Below are 24799 nucleotides of genomic sequence, written 5' to 3' on the forward strand. Positions count from 1 at the left end.
CGCGGCGTCGGCGCGGCGTACGGGTGAGACAGGGGGGTGCGCCTGGGTGCGGGGACCGCGCGGGACGGCGGGAGCGGGCGGGAACGGGTGGGTATCAGGAACCTGCGATCCGCGTGGGCATGATCGGATAATCCGTAACACGCGCGTTGCACGCGCAGGGCCCGCGAAGCCGTATGATCGCCCCAACACCACCGCCACGAAACCCCTTCACTCAGGGGCGGTTTGGTGTCCCTCCCTTCATCCCCCTGGCCGGGTCGGCCCCGCTCCGCCGTGCCCGCGAACCGTGAAAGGCGGCCTGCATGGTCTCTCGCGTACGCGTCTGGCTCAACCGCACGTACGCGGAGAACGTGTTCTTCATGGATCAGCTGCGCCGAAATCCCAGCGACCGGGCCGTCGAGATCCATGCGACCCACGGGGATCCGGACTCTCCCGTGCTGGCCGCCGCCGACACCGCGGATCTGGAGCCGGAAGGCCTGTCTCCCGCGGCGTACGTGGAGTTCGCCCTCGACCTGTGCGCGCGGCGCGGTATCGACGTGTTCGTGCCGCGGCTGCACCAGGCGGCGATCGTGGCGCACCGCGCCGAGTTCGAGGCGGTCGGCACGGCCCTGCTGGCGCCGCCGCCGGAGGCGGTGGCCGTCTTCCAGGACAAGGTGATCGCCTACGAGGCCGTACAGGCCATCGGGGTGCCGGTGCCGCCGTGGTGGCGGGTCCGTGACGCCGACGAACTCGTCGCCGCTGTCGAGGAGTTGGAGGCGGCCGGGCACAAGGCGTGCTTCAAGCCGGCCTCCGGGGCGGGCGGGGTGGGCTTCCGCGTTGTCACGCGCGCCCCCTTCTCACTCCTTCACCTCAACGGGTTCCCGACCCCTTACGTCCCGCTCGACCTGGTGGTGGAGGCGGTGCGGCAGGCCGAGGAGCCGGTGGACTGGCTGGTGATGCCGCGGCTGGAGCAGCCGGAGGTGTCGGTGGACTGCCTCACCGGACCGGACAACCGGGTGCGGCTGGCCGTGGGCCGCACCAAGAACGGCCGCCGGCGCGGGTTCACGCTGCACGAGCAGTGGCTGGAGCCGGCGCGGCGGATCGCGGAGGGGTTCGGGCTGCACTATCTGTCCAACATCCAGTTCCGGATGTTCGGTGAGCGGCCGGTGCTGATGGACGTGAACGCGCGGCCGGCCGGCGGGTTGCACCAGTTGTCGCTGTGCGGGGTGAACGCGCCGTGGGCCGCGGTGCGGATGGCTCTCGGCGAGGATCCCGGTGAGATCACGCCGCCGTTCCTCGGGCAGGACTACACGGTGGTGGCGGGGCCTCGGCCGTTGCGGGCGTACTCGCTGCCGCAGCAGCGGGTTGACTCCGTCGGTGTGGCGGCTGAGATGTTGCCGCTGTAGGTCGTCTGCCGGGTGCGGGTTCGTTGGGGCTGGGCGCGCAGTTCCCCGCGCCCCTTCCATAGCTCATCCGGCGTTGATCTCGTACCCCCAACTCTGTGCCAACTCACCTAGCTTCGCGGGAAGTTGAGTTTTCGCTTCGGGCTGCTTCGCCGGCTGGATGCGGCCCGACCTGATGGTGGTGCTCCAGTCGCCCAGCTGGGGGCGGAACGTGCCGTGGTCGTGGCTGCCGTAGTCGAGCATCGTGGGTTCCCAGGGGACGCCGAGGTAGGCGCAGAGGGCGCGGGTGGTGCGTTCCGGGTCGGTGGTGAGGGACTCGTAGGTGAGCACGTGGGCGTCGAGGCGGGTGCGCGCCTCCTCGAGCTTCTCGCTGTACTCGAGGACCTCCGCGCGGATCGCCTCGTGGTCGGGGTCGGTGCGGCGGCGGGTGAGGGAGTCGACGACGGCGGCCGGGTGGCGCAGCAGCACGACGTAGCGGGCGTTGGGCCAACATCGGTGCAGGCGGGGCCAGATGAGGGTGTTGGCCGGGGTCTTGTCGACGATGATGTCCTTGCCGCTGCGGGTGAGCTCCAGGTGCAGCACGCGGTCCCACAGGACGTGCTCCAGCTCCTGCCGGTCCAGCTGGAGCTCCCGCATGGCGTCGGCGGTGAAGTCGCGGGCCAGCTGGACGTGGACGGTGCGCAGATGCATCTCGTGCGGGGCGCGGATCCGGCTGTGGCTGTTGAGCAGCACCCGGAGCAGGGTGGAGCCGGAGCGGACCGAGGAGAGCACGAAGACCGGCGAGTCCACCAGACGCGGGGCGGGCGGGGCGACGTAGGCCTGGCCTTCCTGCCGCCGCGGCTGGGCCGGGAGGGCGTCCAGGGTGCGGCGCGGCGGGCTCACCGCCTGGGCCATCAGCCTGCCGCGGCGCCTCAGTCCCTTCCCGATGGCGGACATACGCGGGTCTCGCACGGTGACACCTTTCTCTCGCGTTGCCCCGCATCTCAGGGGGGACGGGCGAACTCCAGGTGTCCGGGAGGGAACGAGTCCGGTTCACGGCGGCCGGGAATGCCGCGCTGACGTGGGCTTTCACCGCTTCCTTAAATCTTCATGGGAACCACCGTCGCGCCTGGCGCTACGTGAGATACGCGAGGCCGGGGTGGACGGCGGTGTAGCCGTCGACGAGCCGGCGGGCCACGGTCACCGAGTCGACGAGCGGGTGCAGCGCGAACGCCTTGACCGCCGTCGCCCGGGAGCCGGAGTCGGCGGCCGACAGCACCTCGCGCTCGACCGCCTTGACCGAGCAGACCAGGCCGGTGGCGTGGCCGGGCAGCGGATCCACGGCGACCGGGTGTGCGCCGTTGGCGTCGACCAGGCAGGGCACCTCGATCACGGCGTCGGCGTCCAGGACGGCGAGGGTGCCGCGGTTGCGGACGTTGAGGATGAGGGTGGTGCGCTCGTCGCGGGCGATGGCCCGCATCAGGGCGAGGGCGACCTTCTCGTAGCCGCCGGAGAGGTCGTCGGCGTCGCGTTCGCCGGCGCCGGCGGTCTCGCGGTTCTCGGCCATGTAGGTGGCCTCGCGTTCGGCGCGGGTGCGGTCCCAGGCGGCCAGCGCGGAGACGGCCGGGTCGCCCGCCTCCGCGTAGAAGCGGGCCTGCTGGTCGCGGAGGAAGGCGCCGCGGGTCCGCTCGGCCTCCTGGTAGGCGCGGACGGTCTCGCGGTTGAAGTAGTAGTAGTGCAGATACTCGTTGGGGATCGCGCCGAGGGAGCGGAGCCAGTCGGCGCCGAACAGCTTGCCCTCCTCGAAGGAGCCGAGCAGGGCGGTGTCGGCGAGCAGGCGCGGGAGTTCGTCGCGGCCCGCGACGCGCAGACCGCGCACCCAGCCGAGGTGGTTGAGGCCGACGTAGTCGATCCACGCCTCGGCGGGGTTCGCGACCCCGAGGACGCGGGCGATTCGGCGGCCGAGGCCGACCGGCGAGTCGCAGATGCCGATGACGCGGTCGCCGAGCCGGCGGGACATGGCCTCGGTGACCAGTCCGGCCGGGTTGGTGAAGTTGATGACCCAGGCGTCGGGGGCGAGGCGGGCGATCCGGGCGGCGATGTCCAGGGCGACGGGGACCGTCCGCAGACCGTAGGCGATGCCTCCCGCACCGACCGTCTCCTGGCCGAGCACGCCTTCCGCCAGGGCGACCTTCTCGTCGTTCGCGCGTCCCTCCAGGCCGCCGACGCGGATCGCGGAGAAGACGAAGTCGGCACCGCGCAGGGCCTCGTCGAGGTCGGTGGTGGCGGTGACGATGGGGGCGTCCGGGATGTCGGCGGCCTGTTCCGCCAGTACACGGGAGACCGCATACAGTCGACCGGCGTCGGGATCCTGCAGAACGACTTCTGTCACCCGCCCCTCGCCCCGGTCCCCGAGCAGCGCCCCGTACACCAGCGGCACCCGGAATCCGCCGCCGCCCAGAATCGTCAGCTTCACGCCGCTCCCGCCTCCTCGTAGGTCCGCCGTGATCACCTGTCCGGCACGGTGTGCACAGTACTCGCCGCGTACTCCCGCGCCGCGAACCGTGACCCGCCCGCCGTCACGTGGTTCCATGCGAACGCCATCTCCCACGCTTGGACAGGAGTCTGATGAAGCGTCATCTGCTCACCCTCGCCGCCGTGACCGGCGCCCTCGCGCTCGCCGCGGGCACCGCCTCCGCCGCGGGCGCGCCGCGCTGGACGGAGACCGGAACGGCGTACACCGACACCCTGGGCGGCGGACAGGGTCTCGCCAGCCACGCGGATGGCTCCCTGCTGTACCGGGGGCTCGCCGACATCCCGCTGAGCCTGCGGCTCAAGGGCTGGAACCACGTCGGCGACCCGGACATCGCGCGCGGACACGTCGTCGACGCCTACCAGGGCGCGGACACGGCCACGTCGAAGATGTTCGCGGTGACCACGCCGACCGGGAAGCGCTACGAGTACGTCCATCCGCTGAGCCAGGGCGAGCAGGTGAACAACTCCTTCGCCGCCGTCTCCCCCGACGCGCGGTGGCTGGTCGCCGGCGAGTGGGGCGAGCAGCACCGGCTCCAGGTCTTCCCCGCCCCGCTGCTCAACCCGAGCACCCCCGCCACGGGCGGCACGCTCGCGGAGGCCGGGCAGATCACCCTGGACCGGCCCGTACGCGACATCCAGGGCTGCGACTTCCTGACCGACACCCGCCTGGTGTGCGCCTCCAACGACGCCACCGGCACCCACTTCCCCGAGGTACGCCCGCTGCTCCAGGTCGATCTCCCGCACGCGCTGGACGGCAGACCCGTCACCGGCACGGTGACGAGCCTGTTCGCGCTGCCGCAGCGCAGCGCGTGCACGGGTGACACCTACGAGACGGAAGGCGTCGACTACGACGCCGGCAGCGGCACCCTGCGGGTCCAGATGATCCAGCCCGGGGTGTGCGTGGTGTCGACCACCGTGTACGCGTACCGGGAGGTCACCGGCTGATCGCCGGGGGCGTACCGTGGGCCGCGTGACCACCGAAGAGTCGCTGCGGCCCCAGTCCCTGATGCTCACCTTCCTGGGCGACCAGGTGCTCGGGCGGGACGTCTGTGTGTACTCGGGCAGCGTCATCGACGTGTTCGCCCGCGCCGGGGTCGGCGAGCAGGCGACCCGCTCGACGCTGACGCGGATGGTGAGCCGCGGTCTGCTGCGCCGCCAGCGCGAGGGACGCCGGATGTACTTCGGCCTGACCGAGCACTCGGCGGCCGTGCTGCGCGACGGCGAGCGGCGGATCTGGCAGACCGGCGCGGTCAACCGGCAGTGGGACGGCACCTGGACGCTGCTCGGTTTCTCGCTGCCCGAGTCCTGGCAGCGGCAGCGCCACGACCTGCGGTCGAAGCTCACCTGGAGCGGTTTCGGCCCGCTGTTCAACGGGCTGTGGATCGCTCCCGGCGAGGTGGACGTGACGGAGCTGGTGGCCGAGCTGGGGCTCGCCGCGCACGTCAAGGTGTTCCGCGCGCATGCCGACGCCGGGACGGACATCGGCGCGATGATCGAGGAGACCTGGGAGCTGTCGGAACTCGCGGCGCGCTACACGGCGTTCGTACAGCGCTGGCAGCCCTGGGAGAACCGGCTGCCGGACGCCGACGACGCGCTCGCGCTGCGGCTGCTGCTGCAGACGGAGTGGCTGCGCATCATCCGCCGCGATCCGCGGCTGCCGGTGGTGCATCTGCCGCAGGACTGGCCGGCCGGGCCGGCCGAGAAGACGTTCCGGGTGGTCTACGACCGTCTCGCCCCGCTCGCGGACGCGGCGGCGGAACGCCTCCTCGATCTCGTGCCGGCGCGGGACACCCAGGCGTAGACGCTCAGGCGTAGAACCGGGACAGGCTGCGCAGCACCGCCGCCGGCTTGGCGCCGCCGTCGATCTCGAGGGTGCCGTCGACGGCGATCTGCACCCCGCCGGGCACGTCCTCGACCGACGCCAGCTTGCCGGTCAGCCGGATGCGGGAGCCGACCTTGACCGGCGCGGGGAAACGCACCTTGTCCAGCCCGTAGTTGACCTTCGTGGTGACGCCCTGGACGTCCAGCAGCTCGGTGAACAGCGGGATGAAGAGGGAGAGGGTGAGGTAGCCGTGGGCGATGGGGGCGCCGAAGGGGCCGTCCTTGGCGCGCTCGGGGTCCACGTGGATCCACTGGTGGTCGCCGGTCGCGTCGGCGAACGTGTCGATGCGCTCCTGGGTGACCTCGATCCACTCACTGGCGCCCAGGTCGCTGCCCGCCAGCTTCTTCAGTTCGTCGAGGCCGTTCACGGTGATGCTCATGCGGTTCCTTACGGGTTGCCGTACCGGTTGCGGACACGGGACTTGAGGAGTTTTCCGGAGGCGGTGCGCGGGAGTTCGTCCGCGAGGACCACCGACTTCGGGATCTTGTACTTGGCGAGGCGGCCGGCCAGGGAGGCCAGCACCTCGTCGGGGTCGAGGGCGGCGCCCTCGCGCGGGACGACGACCGCGCGCGGCACCTCGCCCCAGGTGGCGTCGGGCACGCCGATCACCGCGCACTCGGTGATGTCCGGGTGGGCGAGGAGCAGATCCTCGATCTCGGCCGGGTAGACGTTCTCCCCACCCGAGATGATCATGTCCTTGATGCGGTCGACGATGTACACATAGCCGTCGTCGTCGACCCGGGCCGCGTCCCCGCTGCGCAGCCAGCCGTCCGCGAAGACGGCGGCCGTCTCCTCGGGGAGCCCCCAGTAGCCGGGCATCACGTGCGGCCCGCGCACCAGGACCTCGCCCGTCTCGCCCGCGTCGGCCGGGGTGAGGTCGGGGCGTACCACCCGTACGTCGCTGAAGAAGTGCGGTACGCCCGCCGAGCCCGCCTTGGCGACCGCGTGCTCGCCGTCCAGGAAGAGAGCGCCGGGGGCGGCCTCGGTCATGCCGTAGCCCTGGAGGAAGGTCAGGCCGCGCTCCTGGTAGGCGGCGATCAGCGGGGTGGGCACGGGCGAGCCCCCGCACATCAGGATCCGCAGGGACGACAGATCGGCGTCCGCCCAGCGCGGATGCCGGGCCACCTGGTCGAACATGGTCGGCACCCCGAACATGAAGGTGATCCGGTGCCGTTCGACCAGGTCGAAGGTGCCACCGGGGTCGAAGGCCTCGGCGAGGACGCAGGTGCCGCCCTTCAGCAGCACCGGCAGGGTGAGCATGTTCAGCCCGGCGGTGTGGAACAGCGGGGCCGAGACCAGGGCGCGTTCGTCGGCGGTCAGATCGGTGTCGACGAGGACGTTGACGGCGTTCCAGACGAGGTTGCCGTGGGTGAGCATGGCGCCCTTGGGGCGGCCGGTCGTGCCCGAGGTGTACATGATGATGCAGAGGTCGTCGGCGGTGACCGGCTCGTCGATCGGCTCGTCCGGCGCGGCGGCGAGCGCCTTCTCGTAGTCGGCGCCGACTTCGAGGTACGTCCGCCCGTCCGTGCCGCCCGGCAGCCCGGCGACCAGTCCGGCGTGGCCCGGCGCGTGCACCAGGACCTTCGCGCCGGAGTCGGCGAGCTGGTAGGCGATCTCCGGTGCGGCCAGCCGGGTGTTGAGCGGGACGAAGACCGCGCCGAGCGTGCCCGCCGCGAACAGTGTCTCCAGGAAGGAGGGGTGATTGGGGCCGAGGTAGGCGATCCGGTCGCCGCGCCGGATGCCCCGGGTGCGCAGGGCGTGGGCGAGGCGTGTGGTGCGTGTATGCAGGGTGCGGTAGTCGGTCGACTGCTCACCGTGGACCAGGGCCGTACGGTAGGGGGTCTTCCGTGCCCGGCGCGCGGGCCACGACCCCACTCCCTCGTTGCGCATCGCCACACCCCCTACGCCTTGGCCAGCCCGAGCAGCCGGGCCGCGTTCTCCTTGAGGATCCTGGGCCTGACCTCGTCCTTGATGGGCAGCTCGGCGAAGTCGGCGAGCCAGCGGTCCGGGGTGAGGACGGGGAAGTCGGAGCCGAACAGGACCTTGTCCTTCAGCAGCGAGTTGGCGTACCGCACCAGCTGCGGCGGGAAGTACTTCGGCGACCAGCCGGACAGGTCGATGTGCACGCCCGGCTTGTGCGTGGCGACGGCCAGCGCCTCGTCCTGCCAGGGGAACGACGGGTGCGCCAGGATGATCTTCAGATGCGGGAAGTCGGCGGCGACGTCGTCGACGTGCAGCGGATTGGAGTACTTGAGCCGGATGCCCCCGCCGCCCGGCACGCCGGCCCCGATGCCGGTCTGGCCCGTGTGGAACAGGGCGATCGTCCCGGTCTCCTCGATCACCTCGTAGAGGCCGTACGCCACCGAGCGGTCGTCGGGAAAGAAGCCCTGGATGCTCGGGTGGAACTTGAAGCCGCGCACCCCGTACTCCTCGACCAGCCGGCGGGCCTGCCGCACACCCGCCTTCCCCCGGAAGGGGTCGATGGAGGCGAAGGGAATGAGGACGTCGGCGTTGGCGGCGGCGGCCTCGGCGACCTCCTCGTTGGGGACGGGGGCCGTGCCGGTCGCCGACTCGGCGTCCACCGTGAAGATCACGGCGGCCATGTGCCGCTCGCGGTAGTAGGCGGCCGTCTCCTCCAGGGTGGGCTTCCGGTCGCCCTCGACCTTGAAATAGGCGGAGGAGGCGGCGTGCAGGTCGTCGTCCAGGGAGGAGTGGCCCCGGGAGGACACCTCCGCGTGGGTGTGGACGTCGATCGCGGTCAGCTGCTCGATGTCCATCAGGCCTCCGGGAGCTTCGGCAGCTTCGGGGCCGGGATGCCCACCGTCTGGAGATCCGCGCCGACGGAGGCGGCGAAGACGTCGGCGAGCGTGTCCGGGGTCCAGCCGCCGTCGGCGTACGCCGTCCTGATCTCCTGTGGGTGCGACCACAGCGCCACCTTGTCGCCGCCGATGCCGATGCACTGGCCGGTGATGCCGCGCGCCCGCTCGGAGGCGAGGAAGGGGACCAGGGCCGCGCAGTCCTCGGGGGTGCCGAAGCCCTCGCCCTTGCGCAGGACGTCCGGCAGCGGCTCGCCGCCGCGCATCGCCTCGACGTACGGGGCGAAGGCGGGGATGGTCTCGGTCATCGCGGTCGCCGCGACCGGCACGATCGCGTTGACGGTGATGCCCGCCCGGCCCAGCTCCATGGACCAGGTGCGGGCCATGGCGGCGATACCGGCCTTGGCGGCGGCGTAGTTGGTCTGGCCGAAGTTGCCGCGCTGCCCGGCCGGGGAGCCGACCAGGATCAGCGTGCCGCCCTCGCCCTGCTCGCGCATCCGTACGGCGGCGGCGCGGGCGCAGGTGAACGTGCCGCGCAGATGGGTGGCGATCACCGCGTCGAAGTCGTCGTCGGTCATCTTCCACAGCACCCGGTCGCGCAGGATGCCCGCGTTGGTGACCAGGACGTCGAGCCGGCCGAACTCCTCGACCGCGCGGCCCACCAGCCGGTCGGCGGCCTCGGCCGTCCCGACCGGGACCGCCTCGGCGACGGCGGTGCCGCCGGCCTCGTTCACGGACTTGGCGGCCTGTTCGGCCACGGCCTCGTCGACGTCGTTGACCACCACCCGGGCTCCGTGGGCCGCGAGGGCGTGAGCGTAGGCGAGGCCGAGGCCCCGCCCGCCGCCGGTGACGACGGCGACCTTGCCGGTCAGATCGATGCTGGGCACGCGTGGGTCCCTTCACATGGGGTGCGGTTCGAGATCGAAGCTAAGAGCAATAATTGTTGTCGTCAATAGTTGTTACCGACCGGCACGGTGCGGGATGCTGGGATCGGTACATCGACACACCTAGAACTGGGAGCCCGCCATCGCCCGCCAGCAGCACCCCGCGAACCCCACCGACCCGATCGACGCGCAGGAACCGTGGATGCGAGCCCTGCACGCCGACACCGGCTATCTCCTGTACCGACTGGGCCTGCGCTCGGGGCAGTTGTTCAACTCCTTCCTCCAGGAGTCGGGCCTGCGGCTGCGCCACTACGCGGTGCTGCGCTTCCTCGCCGGCACCGAGGGCGCCCTCCAGCGGGAGCTGAGCGAACGGCTCGGCTACGACCCGAGCGCGATCGTCAGCCTGGTGGACGACCTGGAGAAGCAGGGCTTCGCCGAGCGCCGGCCCGCCCCCGAGGACCGCCGCAGCCGGATCGTCGTCCTCACCGAGGCCGGGCGGGCGTTCCTGCGGGACACCGACGAGGCGAGCCGGCGCGTCACCAACGAGCTGGTGGAGCCGCTGGACGCGGCCGAGCGGGAGGCTCTGCACGGCCTGCTGCTGCGGATCGCCGGGACGGGGTACGGCAGTTGACGTTCAGCAGTTGATGTTGTGCAGATGATTGACGGCCGTACGGGAAGTGCATAACTTCACCGGCGTCCTCGCCGACGCACCGGCCCGGCCCCAGGGAGCCCATCGTGCAGCCATCCCGTACGTCCGCCCGTCAACCGTCCCCGGAATCCCGGCAGTTGCGCCGCGTCGCGCTGTCCGGACTGCTCGGCACGGCGGTGGAGTTCTACGACTTCCTCGTCTACGGCACCGTCGCCGCACTCGTCTTCGGCGAGCTGTTCTTCCCCGAGGCCGACCCGGCCGTCGGCACCATCGCCGCGTTCGGCACCTTCGCCGCCGGGTATGTGGCCCGGCCGCTGGGCGGCATCGTCTTCGGCCACTTCGGCGACCGGGTCGGCCGCAAGTCGATGATGCTGCTGACCATGGTCCTGATGGGCAGCGGCAGTTTCCTCATCGGCCTGCTGCCGACGTACGACACGATCGGCGTGTGGGCGCCGGTCCTGCTGGTCGCCCTGCGGGTCGTGCAGGGCGTCGCGATCGGCGGCGAGTGGGGCGGCGCGACCCTGATGGTCGTCGAGCACGCCGAGCGCACCCAGGGCTCCCGGCGCGGTCTGTGGTCCAGCTTCACCCAGCTCGGCGCGCCGCTCGGCTCGGTGCTGTCGGCGGGCGTGGTGACGCTGGTGTCCGCGCTGCCCGACGACGAGTTCCGCACCTGGGGCTGGCGGGTGCCGTTCCTGCTGAGCGTCGTGCTGCTGGCCGTCGGGCTGTTCGTGCGGCTGAGGGTCGCGGAGAGCCCGCTGTTCGCCGAGGTGCGCCGCGAGCCGTCGGCGCGGCCGCCGGTCGTGGAGGTGCTGCGCCGGCCGAAGCCGGTGCTGCTGGCGGCGGGTGTGGGCATCGGGGCGTTCACGGCGCAGTCGTTGCTGACCGGATTCATGATTTCGTACGCGGTCGACCACGGCGGGTACAGCCGGCCGCAGGTGCTGACGGCGGTGACCGTCGCCTCCTGTGTGGCACTGCTGGTGCTGCCCGCCGCCTCCGCGTTGTCCGACCGTGTCGGGCGCCGCCCGGTGGTGCTGGCCGGCGCGGTCGCCTCCGCCGCGCTCGCCTTCCCGGTGCTCGCGCTGGTCGACTCCGGCTCCCCCGGTCTGCTGATCCTCGCGCTGGTCCTGGGGCACGGCCTGGCCCAGTCCACGATGTACGGGCCGCTCGGCGCGCTGCTCACCGAGATGTTCGGCACCCGCGTCCGCTACACCGGCGCCTCCCTCGGCTACCAGGCCGCGACCCTGGTCGGCGCCGGGTTCTCCCCGCTGATCGCGAGCGGTCTGCTCGCCTCCTCCGGGGGCGGCAGCGCCCCGGTCGCGCTGCTGCTGTGCGCGGGCGCGGCGATCACCGCGCTCACCGTGTGGCGGCTGCGCGAGACCCGCGCGGACGCCCTGGAATCCCCCGCCTCCCGCGCCACCACCCTGGAAGGAACCCCGAGTTGAGAATCCGACCCGCCCTGGCCGCCCTGGCGCTGCTCACCGTCGCCGCAGTCCCCGCCCGGGCCGCCACGGACGGCACCCGCCCGGCAGACGCCCACCTGGAGGGCCGTCTCCCGTCCGGCGCCGCCTACCTGATGGACATACCGGCCGACTGGAACGGCACGGTCCTCCTCTACAGCCACGGCTACCGCGCCGCCGACTGGCCCAACCCCGCGCAGAACGCGCCGAGTCCCGAGACCCGAACGGCCCTCCTCGCCGACGGCTACGCCCTGATCGGCTCCTCGTACGCGACGACCGGCTGGGCGGTCACGGACGCCGTCCCCGACCAGCTCGCCACGCTGGACCTGTTCACCGAGCGGTTCGGCGCGGCCCGGCGGACGCTCGCCTGGGGCACCTCCTACGGCGGAATGGTCACGACCACACTCGCCGAGCGGCACGCGGACCGTTTCGACGGCAGCCTGTCGATGTGCGGTCTGGTGCAGGGCGGGATCGCCAACTGGAACAGCACCCTGGACCCGGTGTTCGCCCTGAAGACCCTGCTCGCCCCCGACACGGACCTCCCGCTCACCGGCTTCCCCGACCAGGAGACCGCCCAGCGCGCCGCGAGCGAGCTCACCGCCAAGGCCGAGGCCGCGCAGCGGACGCCGCAGGGCCGCGCCCGGATCGCGCTGGCCGCCGCCCTGCACAACATTCCCGGCCACAACGACCCCGCCCAGCCCGCGCCGGGGCCCACCGACTGGCAGGCCCAGCAGGCCAACCAGTACGAGGCGGTCATGGGCCTGCTGCGGCTGCCCGCGTTCAGCTGGCGGCAGGAGGCCGAGTCCCGGGCCGGCGGCAACCCCTCCTGGAACACCGGCGTCGACTACGCGGCGCTGCTGGGGCGTTCCCCGCTGTTCAAGGAGGTGAGCGAGCTGTACAAGGAGGCGGGCGTCTCGCTGCGCGCCGACCTCGCGGCGCTGAACCGAGCGCCCCGCATCGCGGGCGACCCGTCGGCCGTCCGGTGGATGCGCGACACCAGCGTCCTCACCGGCCGGCTGCACGACCCGCAGCTGAACATCCACACCACGGGCGACGCGCTGATCCCCGTCCAGGCCGAGAGCGCCTACCGCCGCGCCGCCACCGCCGCCGGATCCGGCAACCTGCTCGCCCAGGCCTACGTCGACGGCCCCGGCCACTGCACCTTCACCACCGGCGAGACCCTGGCCGCCCTGCACACCCTGGAACACCGCCTGGCCACGGGCCGCTGGACCGCCGACCCCGCCACCCTCAACTCCCGCGCGAAGCAGGCGGACCCGCCATCCGATCCGCGCTACGTCGCCCACCATCCGGCGCCGTACCCCCGCCCGTACGACCTGGCCCACCCCGGGGACGCGAGGCGCTGACCCGCACCCCGGATATCCCTCGCACCGGTGAGGACCCGCTCCCCCGCGCGCCGGATACTGGAGCGGCCCGTGCGCAGAGGAGCCGCCGATGTCCGCCCGGTCCTGGTGCTGTTCGCGGCGGGCGCCGCGGCGACGACAGGGAGGCCGTGGTGACCGGGCTGGGCCGCTCCGGCCGGGTGGTCAGCTGTGCGGCGCTGCTGCTGGCCGTCGTCTTCGGGGCGTTCACGACGGGCGGTGCCGGAACCGGCGGGCCGCTGACCCCCATGTCCCCGCAGGGGAGTCCACCCTCCTTCACGGGGTGAACTCCCCTGCGGGGAAAGGACTTTCTCGGTTTCACCTCTTGACGTCCAGGGGTACGGCGAGCACATTGGGCCCACCTTGAGAGCGCTCTCAGACACCTTTGGGCGCTCTCGGCGGATACCCGCGCATCCACTCCCGTACCCGAGAGGCACCCCCACATGAGTGCACCCTCCGGCACATCCCGCAGACGGCGCCCGCTGCGGCGGGCGCTGGTCGCCGTCGTCGGCGCCCTGGGCCTGGCGGCGGCCGCCACGACGGTCACCGCGCCGTCCGCGACCGCGGCGGCCCCGCCGCCACCGTCCGGCTGGACACAGGTCTTCGTCGACGACTTCAACGGCGCCGCCGGCAGCGGCGTGAACACCGCCAACTGGCAGTACGCGACCGGCACCGGCTACCCGGGCGGCCCCGCCAACTGGGGCACCGGCGAGGTCGAGACGATGACGTCCAGCACCGACAACGTCTCCCTCGACGGCAACGGCAACCTGCGCATCACCCCGCGCCGCGACGCCGCCGGCCGCTGGACCTCCGGCCGGATCGAGACCAACCGCACCGACTTCCAGCCCCCGGCGAACGGCACGCTGCGCGTCGAGGCCCGCATCCAGGTGCCGAACGTCACCGGCGCCGCCGCCAAGGGCTACTGGCCCGCGTTCTGGATGCTGGGCGCGCCCTACCGGGGCAACTACTGGAACTGGCCCGCCGTCGGCGAGCTGGACATCATGGAGAACACCCAGGGCCTGAACACCGTCTGGGCCACCATGCACTGCGGCACCTCACCGGGCGGCCCCTGCAACGAGACCAGCGGCATCGGCGGCTCCACCGCCTGCCCCGGCACCACCTGCCAGGCCGGCTTCCACACCTACCGCCTGGAGTGGGACCGCTCGACCAGCGTCGAGGAGATCCGCTTCTACGTCGACAACACCCACTTCCACACGGTGCGCGAGAACCAGGTGGACGCGACGACCTGGTCCAACGCCACCGACCACGGCTTCTTCATCATCCTCAACGTGGCGATGGGCGGCGGCTTCCCCGACGCGTTCGGCGGCGGCCCGGACGCCGGCACGGTCCCCGGCCACTCCATGGTCGTCGACTACGTCCAGGTGCTGTCGACCGGTGGGAGCGGTACCACTCCCCCGCCGACCGGCAACCGCGACGCGTACAGCGCCATCCAGGCCGAGTCGTACGACGGCCAGTCCGGGGTGATGACCGAGTCCACCTCCGACACCGGCGGCGGGCAGAACATCGGGGCGGTGGCCAACGGGGACTGGGCCCTCTACCGGGGCGTCAACTTCGGGTCCACGCCCGCCCGGCAGTTCTACGCCCGGGTGGCCAGCGGCGCCGGCTCCGGGGTGAGCGGCCTGGTCGAGGTACGCCTGGACAGCCGCAGCAACGCGCCGATCGGGAGTTTCGCGATCGGCAACACGGGCGGCTGGCAGTCGTGGCGTACGGTCCCGGCGAACATCTCGTCGGTCACCGGCACGCACGATGTGTATCTGACGTTCACCAGCGGGCAGCCGGCGGACTTCGTGAATGTGAACTGGTTCCACTTCGGCCGCTGACCGCGTTCTGCGAATCGGGGCTCCACGCGCGCGTGGGGCCCGTTTCGTTATCGAAGCTCCGCGCGGAACGCCGCCGGCGTCACGTCCGTGTGCTGGTGGAAGAACTTGGAGAAGTTCGCCGCGTCGGGGAAGCCGACGGCGGCGCCCACCCGGCCGATCGGCAGGTCGGTGTGCGCGAGCAGGCGCTTGGCCTCGAGGACGACCCGCTTGTCGATGAAGGACTTCGGCGTCTCGCCGGTCGCGGCGCGGACCGCGCGGACGAGGGTGCGGCGCGAGTAGCCGAGGGCGTCGGCGTAGGCGCTGACGCTGTGGTTGGTGGCGAAGCCCGCCTCGACGGCGTCCCGGAAGAGGGTGAAGGCGGTGTCGGTCTGCTGCCGGGACGCCTCCACGGAGCCGGCCGCGAGATGGGCGAGGCGCAGCAGGAACGCGGTGAGGGAGTGGCGCAGCACGGCGGTGTGCAGGCTCAGCGGGAGGGTGGCGGTGTCCTCGTACTCGCGGCGGAGCTGGGCGAGGGAGGCCTCCAACGCGGCGAGTTGCGGCGCGTCGGGGTGGAGCAGGGGCGGCAGGTCGTAGCGGTAGAGGCCGGTGGCCTCGACGGTGGCCCGGGGCAGGAAGCCGGGCTGCATGGTGAGGACGGTTCCGCGGTACTCGCTCGTGGTCGTGAAGCGGTGCACCTGTCCCGGGCGGATCCACAGCACGTCGCCGGCCGTCGCCTCGTATTCGGTGAAGTCGACCATGTGGCGTACGGGGCCGGCGGCGAAGACCATCACGACGTGGAAGTCGATGCGGTGGACGCGGTCCAGCGGCGCCTCGGCGTGCCAGGTCCGCTCGGCGCCCATCGGGCCGACCTGCATGCCGACGCCGCTGATGCTGCGGTCGGTGGGGAAGGGGAAGGTCCGGATGCCGCCGCCGTCACCCTGGGGGATGGTTCTGTCCGCCATGTCGTTCTTGTGCCGCCTCGGTCGCGCGCTGAGCCGTCGGGGTGTCCCACTTTCACCACAGACTGACACACCCGGACCTTCACTCGAAAAAGTCAGACTTTTAGAGTCGAACGCGGCTGACCAGCGAAGACTCTGATTTCGATGACTTTTTGAAGGGGGCTGCGATCAGATGAGCGCGCAGACATCCGACGGCTTCGAGTGGACCGACCTCGACCGGCGTGCCGTCGACACCGCCCGTCTGCTGGCGGCGGACGCCGTGCAGCGGGTCGGGAACGGGCACCCGGGCACGGCGATGAGCCTCGCCCCCGCCGCGTACACGATCTTTCAGAAGCTGATGCGGCACGACCCCGCCGACCCCGAGTGGACGGGCCGCGACCGCTTCGTCCTCTCCCCCGGACACACCTCGCTGACGCTCTACACCCAGCTCTTCCTCGCCGGGTACGAGCTGAGCCTGGACGATCTCAAGGCGTTCCGCACCCAGGGCTCCAAGACGCCCGGTCACCCCGAGTACGGGCACACCGCCGGGGTGGAGACCACGACCGGTCCGCTCGGGCAGGGTGTCGCCAACGCCGTGGGTATGGCGATGGCCGCCCGTTACGAGCGCGGTCTGTTCGACCCCGAGGCCCCGGCCGGTGAGTCGCCCTTCGACCACACCATCTGGGCGATCGTCTCCGACGGCGACCTGGAGGAGGGCGTCTCCGCCGAGGCCTCCTCGCTCGCCGGCCACCAGAAGCTCGGCAACCTGGTCTTCCTCTACGACGACAACCACATCTCCATCGAGGGCGACACCGCGACCGCGTTCTCCGAGGACGTGCTGAAGCGGTACGAGGCGTACGGCTGGCACACCCAGCGGATCGAGCCCGCCGAGAACGGCGACGTCGACGTCCACGCCCTGTACGCGGCGCTGAAGGCGGCGCAGGCGGAGACCGAGCGGCCCTCGATCATCGCGATGCGCACGATCATCGCCTGGCCCGCACCGAACGCGCAGAACACGGAGGCCTCGCACGGTTCGGCGCTCGGCGAGGAGGAGATCGCCGCCACCAAGCGCGTCCTCGGCTTCGACCCGGAGCAGAGCTTCGAGGTCGCCGACGAGGTCCTGGCCCACACCCGGCGGGCCCTGGACCGGGGCGCCGAGGCGCACACCGCCTGGGACAAGCGGATCGCCGCATGGCGCACCGCCCAGCCCGAGCGCGCCACCGAGTTCGACCGGATCAGCAAGGGTGAGCTGCCGGCCGGCTGGGAGGAGAGGCTGCCGGTCTTCGAGCCGGGCAAGTCGGTCGCCACGCGCGCCGCGTCCGGCAAGGTGCTCCAGGCGCTGGGCGAGGTCATCCCCGAGCTGTGGGGCGGCTCCGCCGACCTGGCCGGCTCCAACAACACCACGATCGACAAGACCAGCTCGTTCCTGCCCGAGGGCAACCCGCTGCCGGAGGCGGACCCGTACGGCCGTACGGTCCACTTCGGCATCCGCGAGTTCTCGATGGCCGCGGAGATGAACGGCATCGCGCTGCACGGCAACACCCGCGTCTACGGCGGCACCTTCCTGGTGTTCTCCGACTACATGCGCAACGCGGTCCGCATGTCCGCGCTGATGCAGCTGCCGGTGACGTACGTGTGGACGCACGACTCCATCGGTCTGGGCGAGGACGGCCCGACGCACCAGCCGGTCGAGCACCTGGCCTCGCTGCGCGCCATCCCGGGTCTGAACATCGTCCGCCCGGCCGACGCCAACGAGACCGCGATCGCCTGGCGCGAGATCCTGCGCCGCCACGCCACCCGGCCCGCCCCGCACGGCCTCGCCCTCACCCGTCAGGGCGTACCGACGTACGAGCCCAACGAGGACGCGGCGAAGGGCGGCTATGTGCTGCGCGAGGCCGACGGCGGCGAGCCCCAGGTGATCCTCATCGCCACGGGCTCCGAGGTGCAGCTCGCCGTCGCGGCCCGTGAGCGGCTGCAGGCCGACGGGGTGCCGACGCGCGTGGTGTCGATGCCGTCCGTGGAGTGGTTCGAGGAGCAGCCGCGCGCCTACCGCGAGAGCGTCCTTCCGCCGTCCGTGCGGGCTCGTGTCGCGGTCGAAGCCGGGGTGGGTCTGACGTGGTACCGGTTCGTAGGTGACGCAGGACGCATCGTCTCCCTCGAACACTTCGGCGCCTCCGCCGATGCGAAGACCCTGTTCGCCGCCTATGGCTTCACCGCCGACAACGTCGTCGCCGTGGCGCGGGAATCCCTCGCCGCCGTCCATGGTTGATCCGACCGCCAGAAAGAAGATGATCACATTGACCGAAGCAACCGCGAGTGCGGGAGCCCTCAAGCGCCTCTCCGACCAGGGCGTGTCGATCTGGCTGGACGACCTGTCGCGCGGCCGGATCACCTCCGGCAACCTCGCCGAACTCGTCGAGACCAGCCATGTGGTGGGCGTGACCACCAACCCGTCGATCTTCCAGGCCGCCATCGGCTCCGGCGCGGGCTACGAGGAGCAGCTGGCCGACCTCGCTGTGCGGGGCGTGACGGTGGACGAGGCCGTCCGGATGATGACGACCGCCGACGTGCGGGCCGCCGCCGATATCCTGGATCCGGTATACAAGGCGACCGGCGGCCGGGACGGCCGGGTCTCCATCGAGGTGGACCCGCGCCTCGCCCACGACACCGCGGCCACGATCGCCGAGGCCAAGCAGCTCGCCTGGCTGGTCGACCGCCCCAACGTCATGATCAAGATTCCGGCGACCAAGGCGGGCCTGCCCGCCATCACCGAGGTGGTCGCCCAGGGCATCAGCGTCAACGTCACGCTGATCTTCTCCCTGGAGCGCTACCGCGCGGTCATGGACGCCTACCTCGCCGGCCTGGAGAAGGCCCAGGCCGCGGGCCGGGACCTGAGCACCATCCACTCCGTGGCGTCCTTCTTCGTCTCCCGCGTCGACACCGAGATCGACAAGCGGCTCACCGTCCTCGGCACCGACGAGGCGTCGGCCCTGAAGGGCCGGGCGGCGCTCGCCAACGCGCGGCTCGCCTACGAGGCGTACGAGGAGGTCTTCGGCGGCGACCGCTGGACGGCCCTGGCCGGCGCCAAGGCCAACAAGCAGCGTCCGCTGTGGGCGTCGACCGGTGTGAAGGACCCGGCGTACAAGGACACCCTGTACGTCGACGACCTGGTCGCCCCCGGCACGGTCAACACGATGCCCGAGGCCACCCTGAACGCCGTCCGCGACCACGGCGAGATCACCGGCGACACCGTCAGCGGCGGCTACGCCCAGGCCCGCGCCGACCTCGCGGCCGTGGAGCGGCTGGGCATCTCCTACGACGAGGTCGTCCAGCAGCTGGAGGACGAGGGCGTCGCCAAGTTCGAGGCCGCCTGGCAGGACCTGCTGGACGCGGTGACGAAGTCCCTGCTGAGCAAGGGAGTTGACGCGTAAATGAGCGAGACCCCGCTCGAAGAGCTGACCGCCCCGGCGGCCGGCTGGGCCAACCCGTTGCGCGATGTGCGCGACCGCCGGCTGCCGCGGATCGCGGGCCCGTCCGGGCTCGTCATCTTCGGCGTCACCGGCGACCTGTCCCGCAAGAAGCTGATGCCGGCCGTCTACGACCTGGCCAACCGCGGCCTGCTGCCGCCGGGCTTCTCGCTCGTCGGGTTCGCCCGCCGGGACTGGGAGAACCAGGACTTCGCCCAGGTCGTGCACGAGGCCGTCCGCGAGCACGCCCGCACCCCGTTCCGCGAGGAGGTCTGGCAGCAGCTCGCCGAGGGCATGCGGTTCATCCCCGGCGACTTCGACGACGACGACGCGTTCAAGCAGCTGCGCGCGGCGGTGGAGGAGCTGGACGCCTCGCGCGGCACGAGCGGCAACTACGCCTTCTATCTCTCCGTACCGCCGAAGTTCTTCCCGAAGGTCGTCCAGCAGCTGAAGAAGCACGGTCTCGCGGACGCCCCGGAGGGCTCCTGGCGGCGGGCCGTCATCGAGAAGCCGTTCGGCCACGACCTGGGCAGCGCCCGGGAGCTGAACGCGATCGTGCACGACGTGTTCGAACCGGACCAGGTCTTCCGGATCGACCACTACCTGGGCAAGGAGACGGTCCAGAACATCCTGGCGCTGCGCTTCGCCAACCAGATGTTCGAGCCGATCTGGAACCGGTCGTACGTCGACCATGTGCAGATCACCATGGCCGAGGACATCGGCATCGGCGGTCGCGCGGGCTACTACGACGGCATCGGCTCCGCCCGGGACGTCATCCAGAACCACCTGCTGCAGCTGATGGCGCTCACCGCCATGGAGGAGCCGGCCGCGTTCGACGCCGAGTCGCTGCTCACCGAGAAGCTGAAGGTGCTGAAGGCGGTCAAGCTGCCGCAGGACCTGGGCCGGCACACCGTGCGCGGGCAGTACGCGGGCGGCTGGCAGGGCGGCGCGCAGGTGCGCGGCTACCTCCAGGAGGACGGCATCGACCCGGCCTCCGTCACCGACACCTACGCCGCGATCAAGCTGAACGTGGACAACCGCCGCTGGGCGGGCGTCCCCTTCTATCTGCGCACCGGCAAGCGCCTCGGCCGCCGGGTCACCGAGATCGCGGTGGTCTTCCAGCGGGCCCCGCACTCCCCCTTCGACACAACGGCGACGGAGGAACTCGGCCAGAACGCCATCGTCATCCGCGTCCAGCCCGACGAGGGCATGACCGTCCGGTTCGGCTCGAAGGTGCCGGGCACCTCCATGGAGATCCGGGACGTGACGATGGACTTCGCCTACGGCGAGTCGTTCACCGAGTCCAGCCCGGAGGCGTACGAGCGGCTGATCCTGGACGTGCTGCTCGGCGACGCGAACCTGTTCCCCCGTCACCAGGAAGTGGAAGAGTCCTGGAAGATCCTCGACCCGATCGAGGAGTACTGGGCCACGCACGGCAGGCCCGCCCAGTACGCGTCGGGCAGCTGGGGACCGAAGGAAGCCGACGAGATGCTCGCACGAGACGGACGGAGCTGGCGCAGGCCATGAAGATCGACCTGACCGACACCACGGCAAGCAAGATCAACAAGGCGCTGGTGCAGGGCCGCCGGGCCATCGGCACCCCCGCCGTGGGCATGGTCCTGACGATGGTGATCGTCACCGACGAGGAGAACGCCTACGACGCGATCAAGGCGGCCGAGCAGGCCTCGCACGAGCACCCCTCGCGCACCCTGGTCGTCATCAAGCGGCACGCCCGCACCCCGCGCGAGCGCACCCAGTCCCGGCTGGACGCCGAGGTACGGGTCGGCTCCGAGGCCGGAACCGGCGAGACCGTCATCCTGCGCACCTACGGCGAGGTGTCCGAGCACGCCGACTCGGTGGTGCTGCCGCTGCTGCTGCCCGACGCCCCGGTCGTCGTGTGGTGGCCGGTGGACGCCCCCGAGGTGCCCGCCAAGGACCCGCTGGGCGCGCTGGCCCAGCGCAGGATCACCGACATGTACGCCGTCGAGGCGCCGCTCCAGGTCCTGGAGGTCCGGGCCCGCTCGTACGCGCCCGGCGACACCGACCTCGCCTGGACCCGGCTCACCCCGTGGCGGTCGATGCTGGCCGCCGCCCTCGACCAGGCCCGGCTGACGATCACCTCGGCGGCCGTGGAGAGCGAGGCCGACAACCCCAGCGCCGAGCTGCTGGCCCGCTGGCTGGAGGCCCGGCTGCACGTGAAGGTCGAGCGGGTGGAGACCGCGGGACCGGTCGTCACCGGCGTCCGGCTCGGCACCGCGAAGGGCGAGATCGTCATCGACCGGCCCGAGGGCCCGCTCGCCACCCTCTCCCTGCCGGGCCAGCCGCCGCGCACCCTCGCCCTGAAGGTGCGCCCCACCTCCGAACTCATCGCCGAGGAGCTGCGGCGCCTCGACGCCGACGAGATGTACGCCGTCGCCCTGCGCGGCAAGGACACCAAGGAGAACGCCTGAGATGCCCGCCTCCTCCGATTCCCCCTGGCTCACCCGGCGTCCCGAGTGGACGGCCCTGGAGGACCACCGCGCCGCCTGGCGGGCGCATCTGCGCGAGCTGTTCGCCACCGACCCCGGCCGCGCGGAGCGGTACGTGGTGCGCGTCGGCGATCTGCGCATCGACTACTCCAAGCATCTGATCACCGACGAGACGCTGGAGCTGCTGCGCGAACTCGCCGCCGTCACCGACGTGTTCGGACTGCGGGACGCCATGTTCCGCGGCGAGAAGATCAACAGCACCGAGAACCGGGCCGTGCTGCACACCGCGCTGCGGGCCCCGCGCGACGCGGTGGTCGAGGTGGACGGGGAGAACGTGGTCCCCGCCGTGCACGCGGTCCTCGACAAGATGAGCGCCTTCGCCGAGCGGGTCCGCTCCGGTGAGTGGACCGGCCACACCGGCAAGCGCATCCGGAACGTCGTCAACATCGGCATCGGCGGCTCCGACCTCGGCCCGGCGATGGCGTACGAGGCGCTGCGGCCGTACACCGCACGGGACCTGACGGTCCGTTTCGTTTCCAACGTGGACGGCTCCGACCTGCACGAGGCGGTCCGCGACCTGGACCCGGCGGAGACGCTGTTCATCGTCGCCTCGAAGACGTTCACCACCATCGAGACGATCACCAACGCCACTTCGGCCCGCACCTGGCTGCTGAACGGGCCGGCCGGGCTGGGTGACGAGAAGGCCGTCGCGAAGCACTTCGTCGCCCTGTCGACGAACGCCGGGAAGGTCACCGAGTTCGGTATCGACCCGGACAACATGTTCGAGTTCTGGGACTGGGTCGGCGGCCGCTACTCGTTCGACTCGGCGATCGGTCTCTCCCTGATGATCGCCATCGGCCCGGACCGCTTCCGCGAGCTGCTCGACGGCTTCCGCCTCGTCGACGAGCACTTCCGCACCGCGCCCCCGGAGGCCAACGCGCCGCTCCTGCTGGGCCTGCTGGGCATCTGGTACAACAACTTCCACGACGCCCAGTCGCACGCCGTGCTGCCGTACAGCCACTACCTCTCCAAGTTCACCGCCTACCTCCAGCAGCTGGACATGGAGTCCAACGGCAAGTACGTCGGCCGGGACGGGCACGAGGTCGACTGGCAGACCGGGCCGGTGGTGTGGGGCACGCCCGGGACCAACGGCCAGCACGCCTACTACCAGCTCATCCACCAGGGCACCAAGCTCATCCCCGCGGACTTCATCGGCTTCGCCCGCCCCGCCGCCGAGCTGAGCGACGACCTCAAGGCGCAGCACGACCTGCTGATGGCCAACCTGTTCGCGCAGGGCCAGGCGCTCGCCTTCGGCAAGACCGCCGACGAGGTCCGCGCGGAGGGCGTCGCCGAGGAGCAGGTCCCGCACCGCACCTTCAAGGGCAACCACCCGACGACCACGATCCTCGCGCCGGAGCTGACCCCGTCGGTGCTCGGCCAGCTGATCGCCCTCTACGAGCACAAGGTGTTCGTCCAGGGCGCGGTCTGGAACATCGACTCCTTCGACCAGTGGGGCGTCGAGCTGGGCAAGGTCCTCGCCAAGCGCGTCGAACCGGCCCTGACCGAGGGCGCGGACGTGCCCGGTCTCGACCCCTCCACCGCCGCCCTCGTCGCGGCCTACCGCGACCTCAAGGAAGAGAAGTAACCACCATGCAACTCGGACTCATCGGCCTCGGCAAGATGGGCGGCAACATGCGCGAGCGGATCCGCCGCGCGGGCCACACCGTCGTCGGCTACGACCGCAACCCCGAGCTGTCCGACGTCAGCGGCCTCGCCGAACTCGTCGAGGAGCTCCAGGCGCCCCGCACGGTGTGGGTGATGGTCCCGGCCGGCGCGCCCACCCAGTCCGTCATCGACGAGCTGGCGGACCTGCTGGAGCCCGGCGACACGGTCGTCGACGGCGGCAACTCCCGCTGGACGGACGACGAGAAGCACGCCGCCGAACTGGGCGCCAAGGGCATCGGCTTCGTCGACGCCGGGGTCTCCGGCGGCGTCTGGGGCCTGGAGAACGGCTACGCGCTGATGGTCGGCGGCGACAAGGAGCACGTCGACCGGATCCAGCCGATCTTCGACGCGCTCAAGCCGGAAGGGCCGTACGGCTATGTCCACGCCGGCAAGGTCGGCGCGGGCCACTTCGCGAAGATGGTCCACAACGGCATCGAGTACGCCATGATGCAGGCCTACGCCGAGGGCTGGGAGCTGCTGGAGAAGGTCGACTCGGTGACGGACGTCCGCGAGGTGTTCCGCTCCTGGCAGGAGGGCACGGTCATCCGGTCCTGGCTGCTGGACCTGGCGGTCAACGCCCTCGACGAGGACGAGCACCTGGAGAAGCTGCGCGGCTACGCGGAGGACTCCGGCGAGGGCCGCTGGACGGTGGAAGCCGCCATCGACAACGCCGTGCCGCTGCCCGCGATCACGGCCTCGCTCTTCGCGCGGTTCGCCTCGCGGCAGGACGACTCGCCGCAGATGAAGATGATCGCCGCGCTGCGCAACCAGTTCGGCGGCCACGCCGTCGAGTCGGCGAAGAAGTAGGCGGACATCGTGGGGGATCTCCTGCTGGTCCGCCACGGCGAGACGGAGTGGAGCCTCTCGGGACAGCACACCAGCTTCACCGATCTGCCCCTGACGGGGCACGGTGAGGCACAGGCCAAGTCCCTGGCTCCGCTCCTGTCGGGCCGGACCTTCGCACTGGCGCTGACCAGCCCGCTGGGCCGCGCCGTCCGCACCGCCGAACTGGCGGGCCTGACCGGGGCGATACCCGACCCCGACCTACACGAGTGGGACTACGGAGGCTACGAGGGCATCACCACCCGCGAGATCCACCGCACCCGCCCGGACTGGGACCTGTGGACCGACGGGGTCCCGCCGGGCCCGGAGGGCCACCCGGGCGAGTCGCCCGCCGAGATCGGCGCCCGCGCCGACCGGGTGCTGGCCGGGATCGGCCCGGCGCTCGCCGACGGTGACGTGATCCTCGTCGCCCACGCGCACTTCCTGCGCGTGCTGACGGCCCGCCGTCTGGGTCTGCCACCCGCCGAGGGGCGGCTGTTCCAGCTCGCCACGGGCACCGTGAGCCGGCTGTCGACGGAGCACGGGCGGCCGGTGATCGCCGAGTGGAACATGCGGCCTGACACCGTGAGTTGACACCG

At 71.5% G+C, this 24799-nt stretch carries 22 protein-coding genes; 15 read left to right on the forward strand and 7 right to left on the reverse strand.

Annotated features, from left to right (window positions below; translation table 11 throughout):
- Positions 1-299 precede the first annotated feature (299 nt).
- A complete protein-coding gene (locus ACZ42A_RS05420) occupies positions 300-1382 on the forward strand; it encodes an ATP-grasp domain-containing protein (protein WP_468525792.1) in 1083 nt (360 codons plus the stop codon).
- A 63-nt stretch (positions 1383-1445) separates the two neighbouring features.
- Here the strand turns inward: ACZ42A_RS05420 and ACZ42A_RS05425 are convergent, their stop codons facing one another.
- Together ACZ42A_RS05425 and ACZ42A_RS05430 are read right to left on the reverse strand one after the other, a co-directional pair.
- Entirely contained in the window at positions 1446-2315 is an 870-nt protein-coding gene (locus ACZ42A_RS05425; RefSeq protein ID WP_468525793.1) for a sulfotransferase family protein, read from the reverse strand.
- 178 nt (positions 2316-2493) lie between these two features.
- Positions 2494-3834, reverse strand: a complete 1341-nt coding sequence (locus tag ACZ42A_RS05430; RefSeq protein ID WP_468525794.1) for a 6-phospho-beta-glucosidase — start codon at positions 3832-3834, stop codon at positions 2494-2496.
- Positions 3835-3986: 152 nt separating this feature from the next.
- On the opposite strand from ACZ42A_RS05430, the gene ACZ42A_RS05435 reads away from it, so the two are divergent.
- Together ACZ42A_RS05435 and ACZ42A_RS05440 are read left to right on the forward strand one after the other, a co-directional pair.
- The gene (locus ACZ42A_RS05435; RefSeq protein ID WP_468525795.1) at positions 3987-4838 is read left to right on the forward strand and encodes a hypothetical protein; all 852 of its coding nucleotides are present in this window, start codon (positions 3987-3989) and stop codon (positions 4836-4838) included.
- 25 nt (positions 4839-4863) lie between these two features.
- Positions 4864-5694 (forward strand): PaaX family transcriptional regulator, encoded by an 831-nt coding sequence (locus ACZ42A_RS05440; protein ID WP_468525796.1) that lies wholly within the window; start codon positions 4864-4866, stop codon positions 5692-5694.
- A gap of 4 nt (positions 5695-5698) precedes the next feature.
- Here ACZ42A_RS05440 and ACZ42A_RS05445 read toward each other — a convergent pair whose 3' ends face one another.
- Genes ACZ42A_RS05445 through ACZ42A_RS05460 form a run of 4 tightly spaced genes read right to left on the reverse strand, consistent with a single transcriptional unit; the run spans position 5699 to position 9478 of the window.
- Positions 5699-6154: a MaoC family dehydratase gene (locus ACZ42A_RS05445; protein ID WP_468525797.1), complete on the reverse strand. Its 456-nt coding sequence runs from the start codon at positions 6152-6154 to the stop codon at positions 5699-5701.
- 8 nt (positions 6155-6162) lie between these two features.
- Positions 6163-7665 (reverse strand): acyl-CoA synthetase, encoded by a 1503-nt coding sequence (locus ACZ42A_RS05450; RefSeq protein WP_468525798.1) that lies wholly within the window; start codon positions 7663-7665, stop codon positions 6163-6165.
- A gap of 11 nt (positions 7666-7676) precedes the next feature.
- Positions 7677-8552, reverse strand: a complete 876-nt coding sequence (locus ACZ42A_RS05455) for an amidohydrolase family protein (protein ID WP_468525799.1) — start codon at positions 8550-8552, stop codon at positions 7677-7679.
- Complete coding sequence (locus tag ACZ42A_RS05460) at positions 8552-9478, reverse strand: SDR family NAD(P)-dependent oxidoreductase (RefSeq protein WP_468525800.1); 927 nt, start codon at positions 9476-9478, stop codon at positions 8552-8554. The genes ACZ42A_RS05455 and ACZ42A_RS05460 overlap by 1 nt, the downstream gene beginning before the upstream one ends.
- A gap of 199 nt (positions 9479-9677) precedes the next feature.
- On the opposite strand from ACZ42A_RS05460, the gene ACZ42A_RS05465 reads away from it, so the two are divergent.
- From ACZ42A_RS05465 to ACZ42A_RS05485, 5 genes are all read left to right on the forward strand, one after another.
- Positions 9678-10106 carry a MarR family winged helix-turn-helix transcriptional regulator gene (locus ACZ42A_RS05465; RefSeq protein ID WP_468525801.1) on the forward strand — a complete coding sequence of 143 codons (429 nt, stop codon included), beginning with the start codon at positions 9678-9680 and terminating at the stop codon, positions 10104-10106.
- 104 nt (positions 10107-10210) lie between these two features.
- The gene (locus ACZ42A_RS05470) at positions 10211-11566 is read left to right on the forward strand and encodes an MFS transporter (RefSeq protein ID WP_468525802.1); all 1356 of its coding nucleotides are present in this window, start codon (positions 10211-10213) and stop codon (positions 11564-11566) included.
- On the forward strand, positions 11563-12945 hold the full coding sequence (locus ACZ42A_RS05475; protein WP_468525803.1) for an alpha/beta hydrolase family protein: 1383 nt from the start codon (positions 11563-11565) through the stop codon (positions 12943-12945). Before ACZ42A_RS05470 ends, ACZ42A_RS05475 begins: the two co-directional genes overlap by 4 nt.
- A gap of 149 nt (positions 12946-13094) precedes the next feature.
- On the forward strand, positions 13095-13247 hold the full coding sequence (locus ACZ42A_RS05480; protein ID WP_468525804.1) for a hypothetical protein: 153 nt from the start codon (positions 13095-13097) through the stop codon (positions 13245-13247).
- 156 nt (positions 13248-13403) lie between these two features.
- A complete protein-coding gene (locus ACZ42A_RS05485) occupies positions 13404-14801 on the forward strand; it encodes a glycoside hydrolase family 16 protein (RefSeq protein ID WP_468525805.1) in 1398 nt (465 codons plus the stop codon).
- A gap of 47 nt (positions 14802-14848) precedes the next feature.
- On the opposite strand, the gene ACZ42A_RS05490 is transcribed toward ACZ42A_RS05485, so the two are convergent.
- Positions 14849-15742 (reverse strand): helix-turn-helix domain-containing protein, encoded by an 894-nt coding sequence (locus tag ACZ42A_RS05490; protein ID WP_468525806.1) that lies wholly within the window; start codon positions 15740-15742, stop codon positions 14849-14851.
- A 169-nt stretch (positions 15743-15911) separates the two neighbouring features.
- Between ACZ42A_RS05490 and tkt the strand changes: the two genes are divergently transcribed.
- The 7 genes from tkt to ACZ42A_RS05525 are packed head-to-tail and all read left to right on the forward strand — an operon-like array spanning position 15912 to position 24794.
- Positions 15912-17987, forward strand: coding sequence for a transketolase (gene tkt / locus ACZ42A_RS05495; protein ID WP_468525807.1), 2076 nt, complete (start codon positions 15912-15914; stop codon positions 17985-17987).
- Positions 17988-18006: 19 nt separating this feature from the next.
- Positions 18007-19149, forward strand: coding sequence for a transaldolase (gene tal, locus ACZ42A_RS05500; protein WP_468525808.1), 1143 nt, complete (start codon positions 18007-18009; stop codon positions 19147-19149).
- The gene (zwf, locus tag ACZ42A_RS05505; protein ID WP_468525809.1) at positions 19150-20712 is read left to right on the forward strand and encodes a glucose-6-phosphate dehydrogenase; all 1563 of its coding nucleotides are present in this window, start codon (positions 19150-19152) and stop codon (positions 20710-20712) included.
- Positions 20709-21635 carry a glucose-6-phosphate dehydrogenase assembly protein OpcA gene (opcA, locus tag ACZ42A_RS05510; RefSeq protein ID WP_468525810.1) on the forward strand — a complete coding sequence of 309 codons (927 nt, stop codon included), beginning with the start codon at positions 20709-20711 and terminating at the stop codon, positions 21633-21635. The genes zwf and opcA overlap by 4 nt, the downstream gene beginning before the upstream one ends.
- 1 nt (position 21636) lies before the next feature.
- Positions 21637-23298: a glucose-6-phosphate isomerase gene (gene pgi / locus ACZ42A_RS05515; protein WP_468525811.1), complete on the forward strand. Its 1662-nt coding sequence runs from the start codon at positions 21637-21639 to the stop codon at positions 23296-23298.
- A 5-nt stretch (positions 23299-23303) separates the two neighbouring features.
- Positions 23304-24185 carry a phosphogluconate dehydrogenase (NAD(+)-dependent, decarboxylating) gene (gnd, locus tag ACZ42A_RS05520; protein WP_468525812.1) on the forward strand — a complete coding sequence of 294 codons (882 nt, stop codon included), beginning with the start codon at positions 23304-23306 and terminating at the stop codon, positions 24183-24185.
- 9 nt (positions 24186-24194) lie between these two features.
- Complete coding sequence (locus tag ACZ42A_RS05525) at positions 24195-24794, forward strand: histidine phosphatase family protein (protein ID WP_468525813.1); 600 nt, start codon at positions 24195-24197, stop codon at positions 24792-24794.
- The last annotated feature ends 5 nt before the right edge of the window (positions 24795-24799 follow it).

The sequence above is a fragment of the Streptomyces sp. NPDC030838 genome, assembly GCF_055572035.1.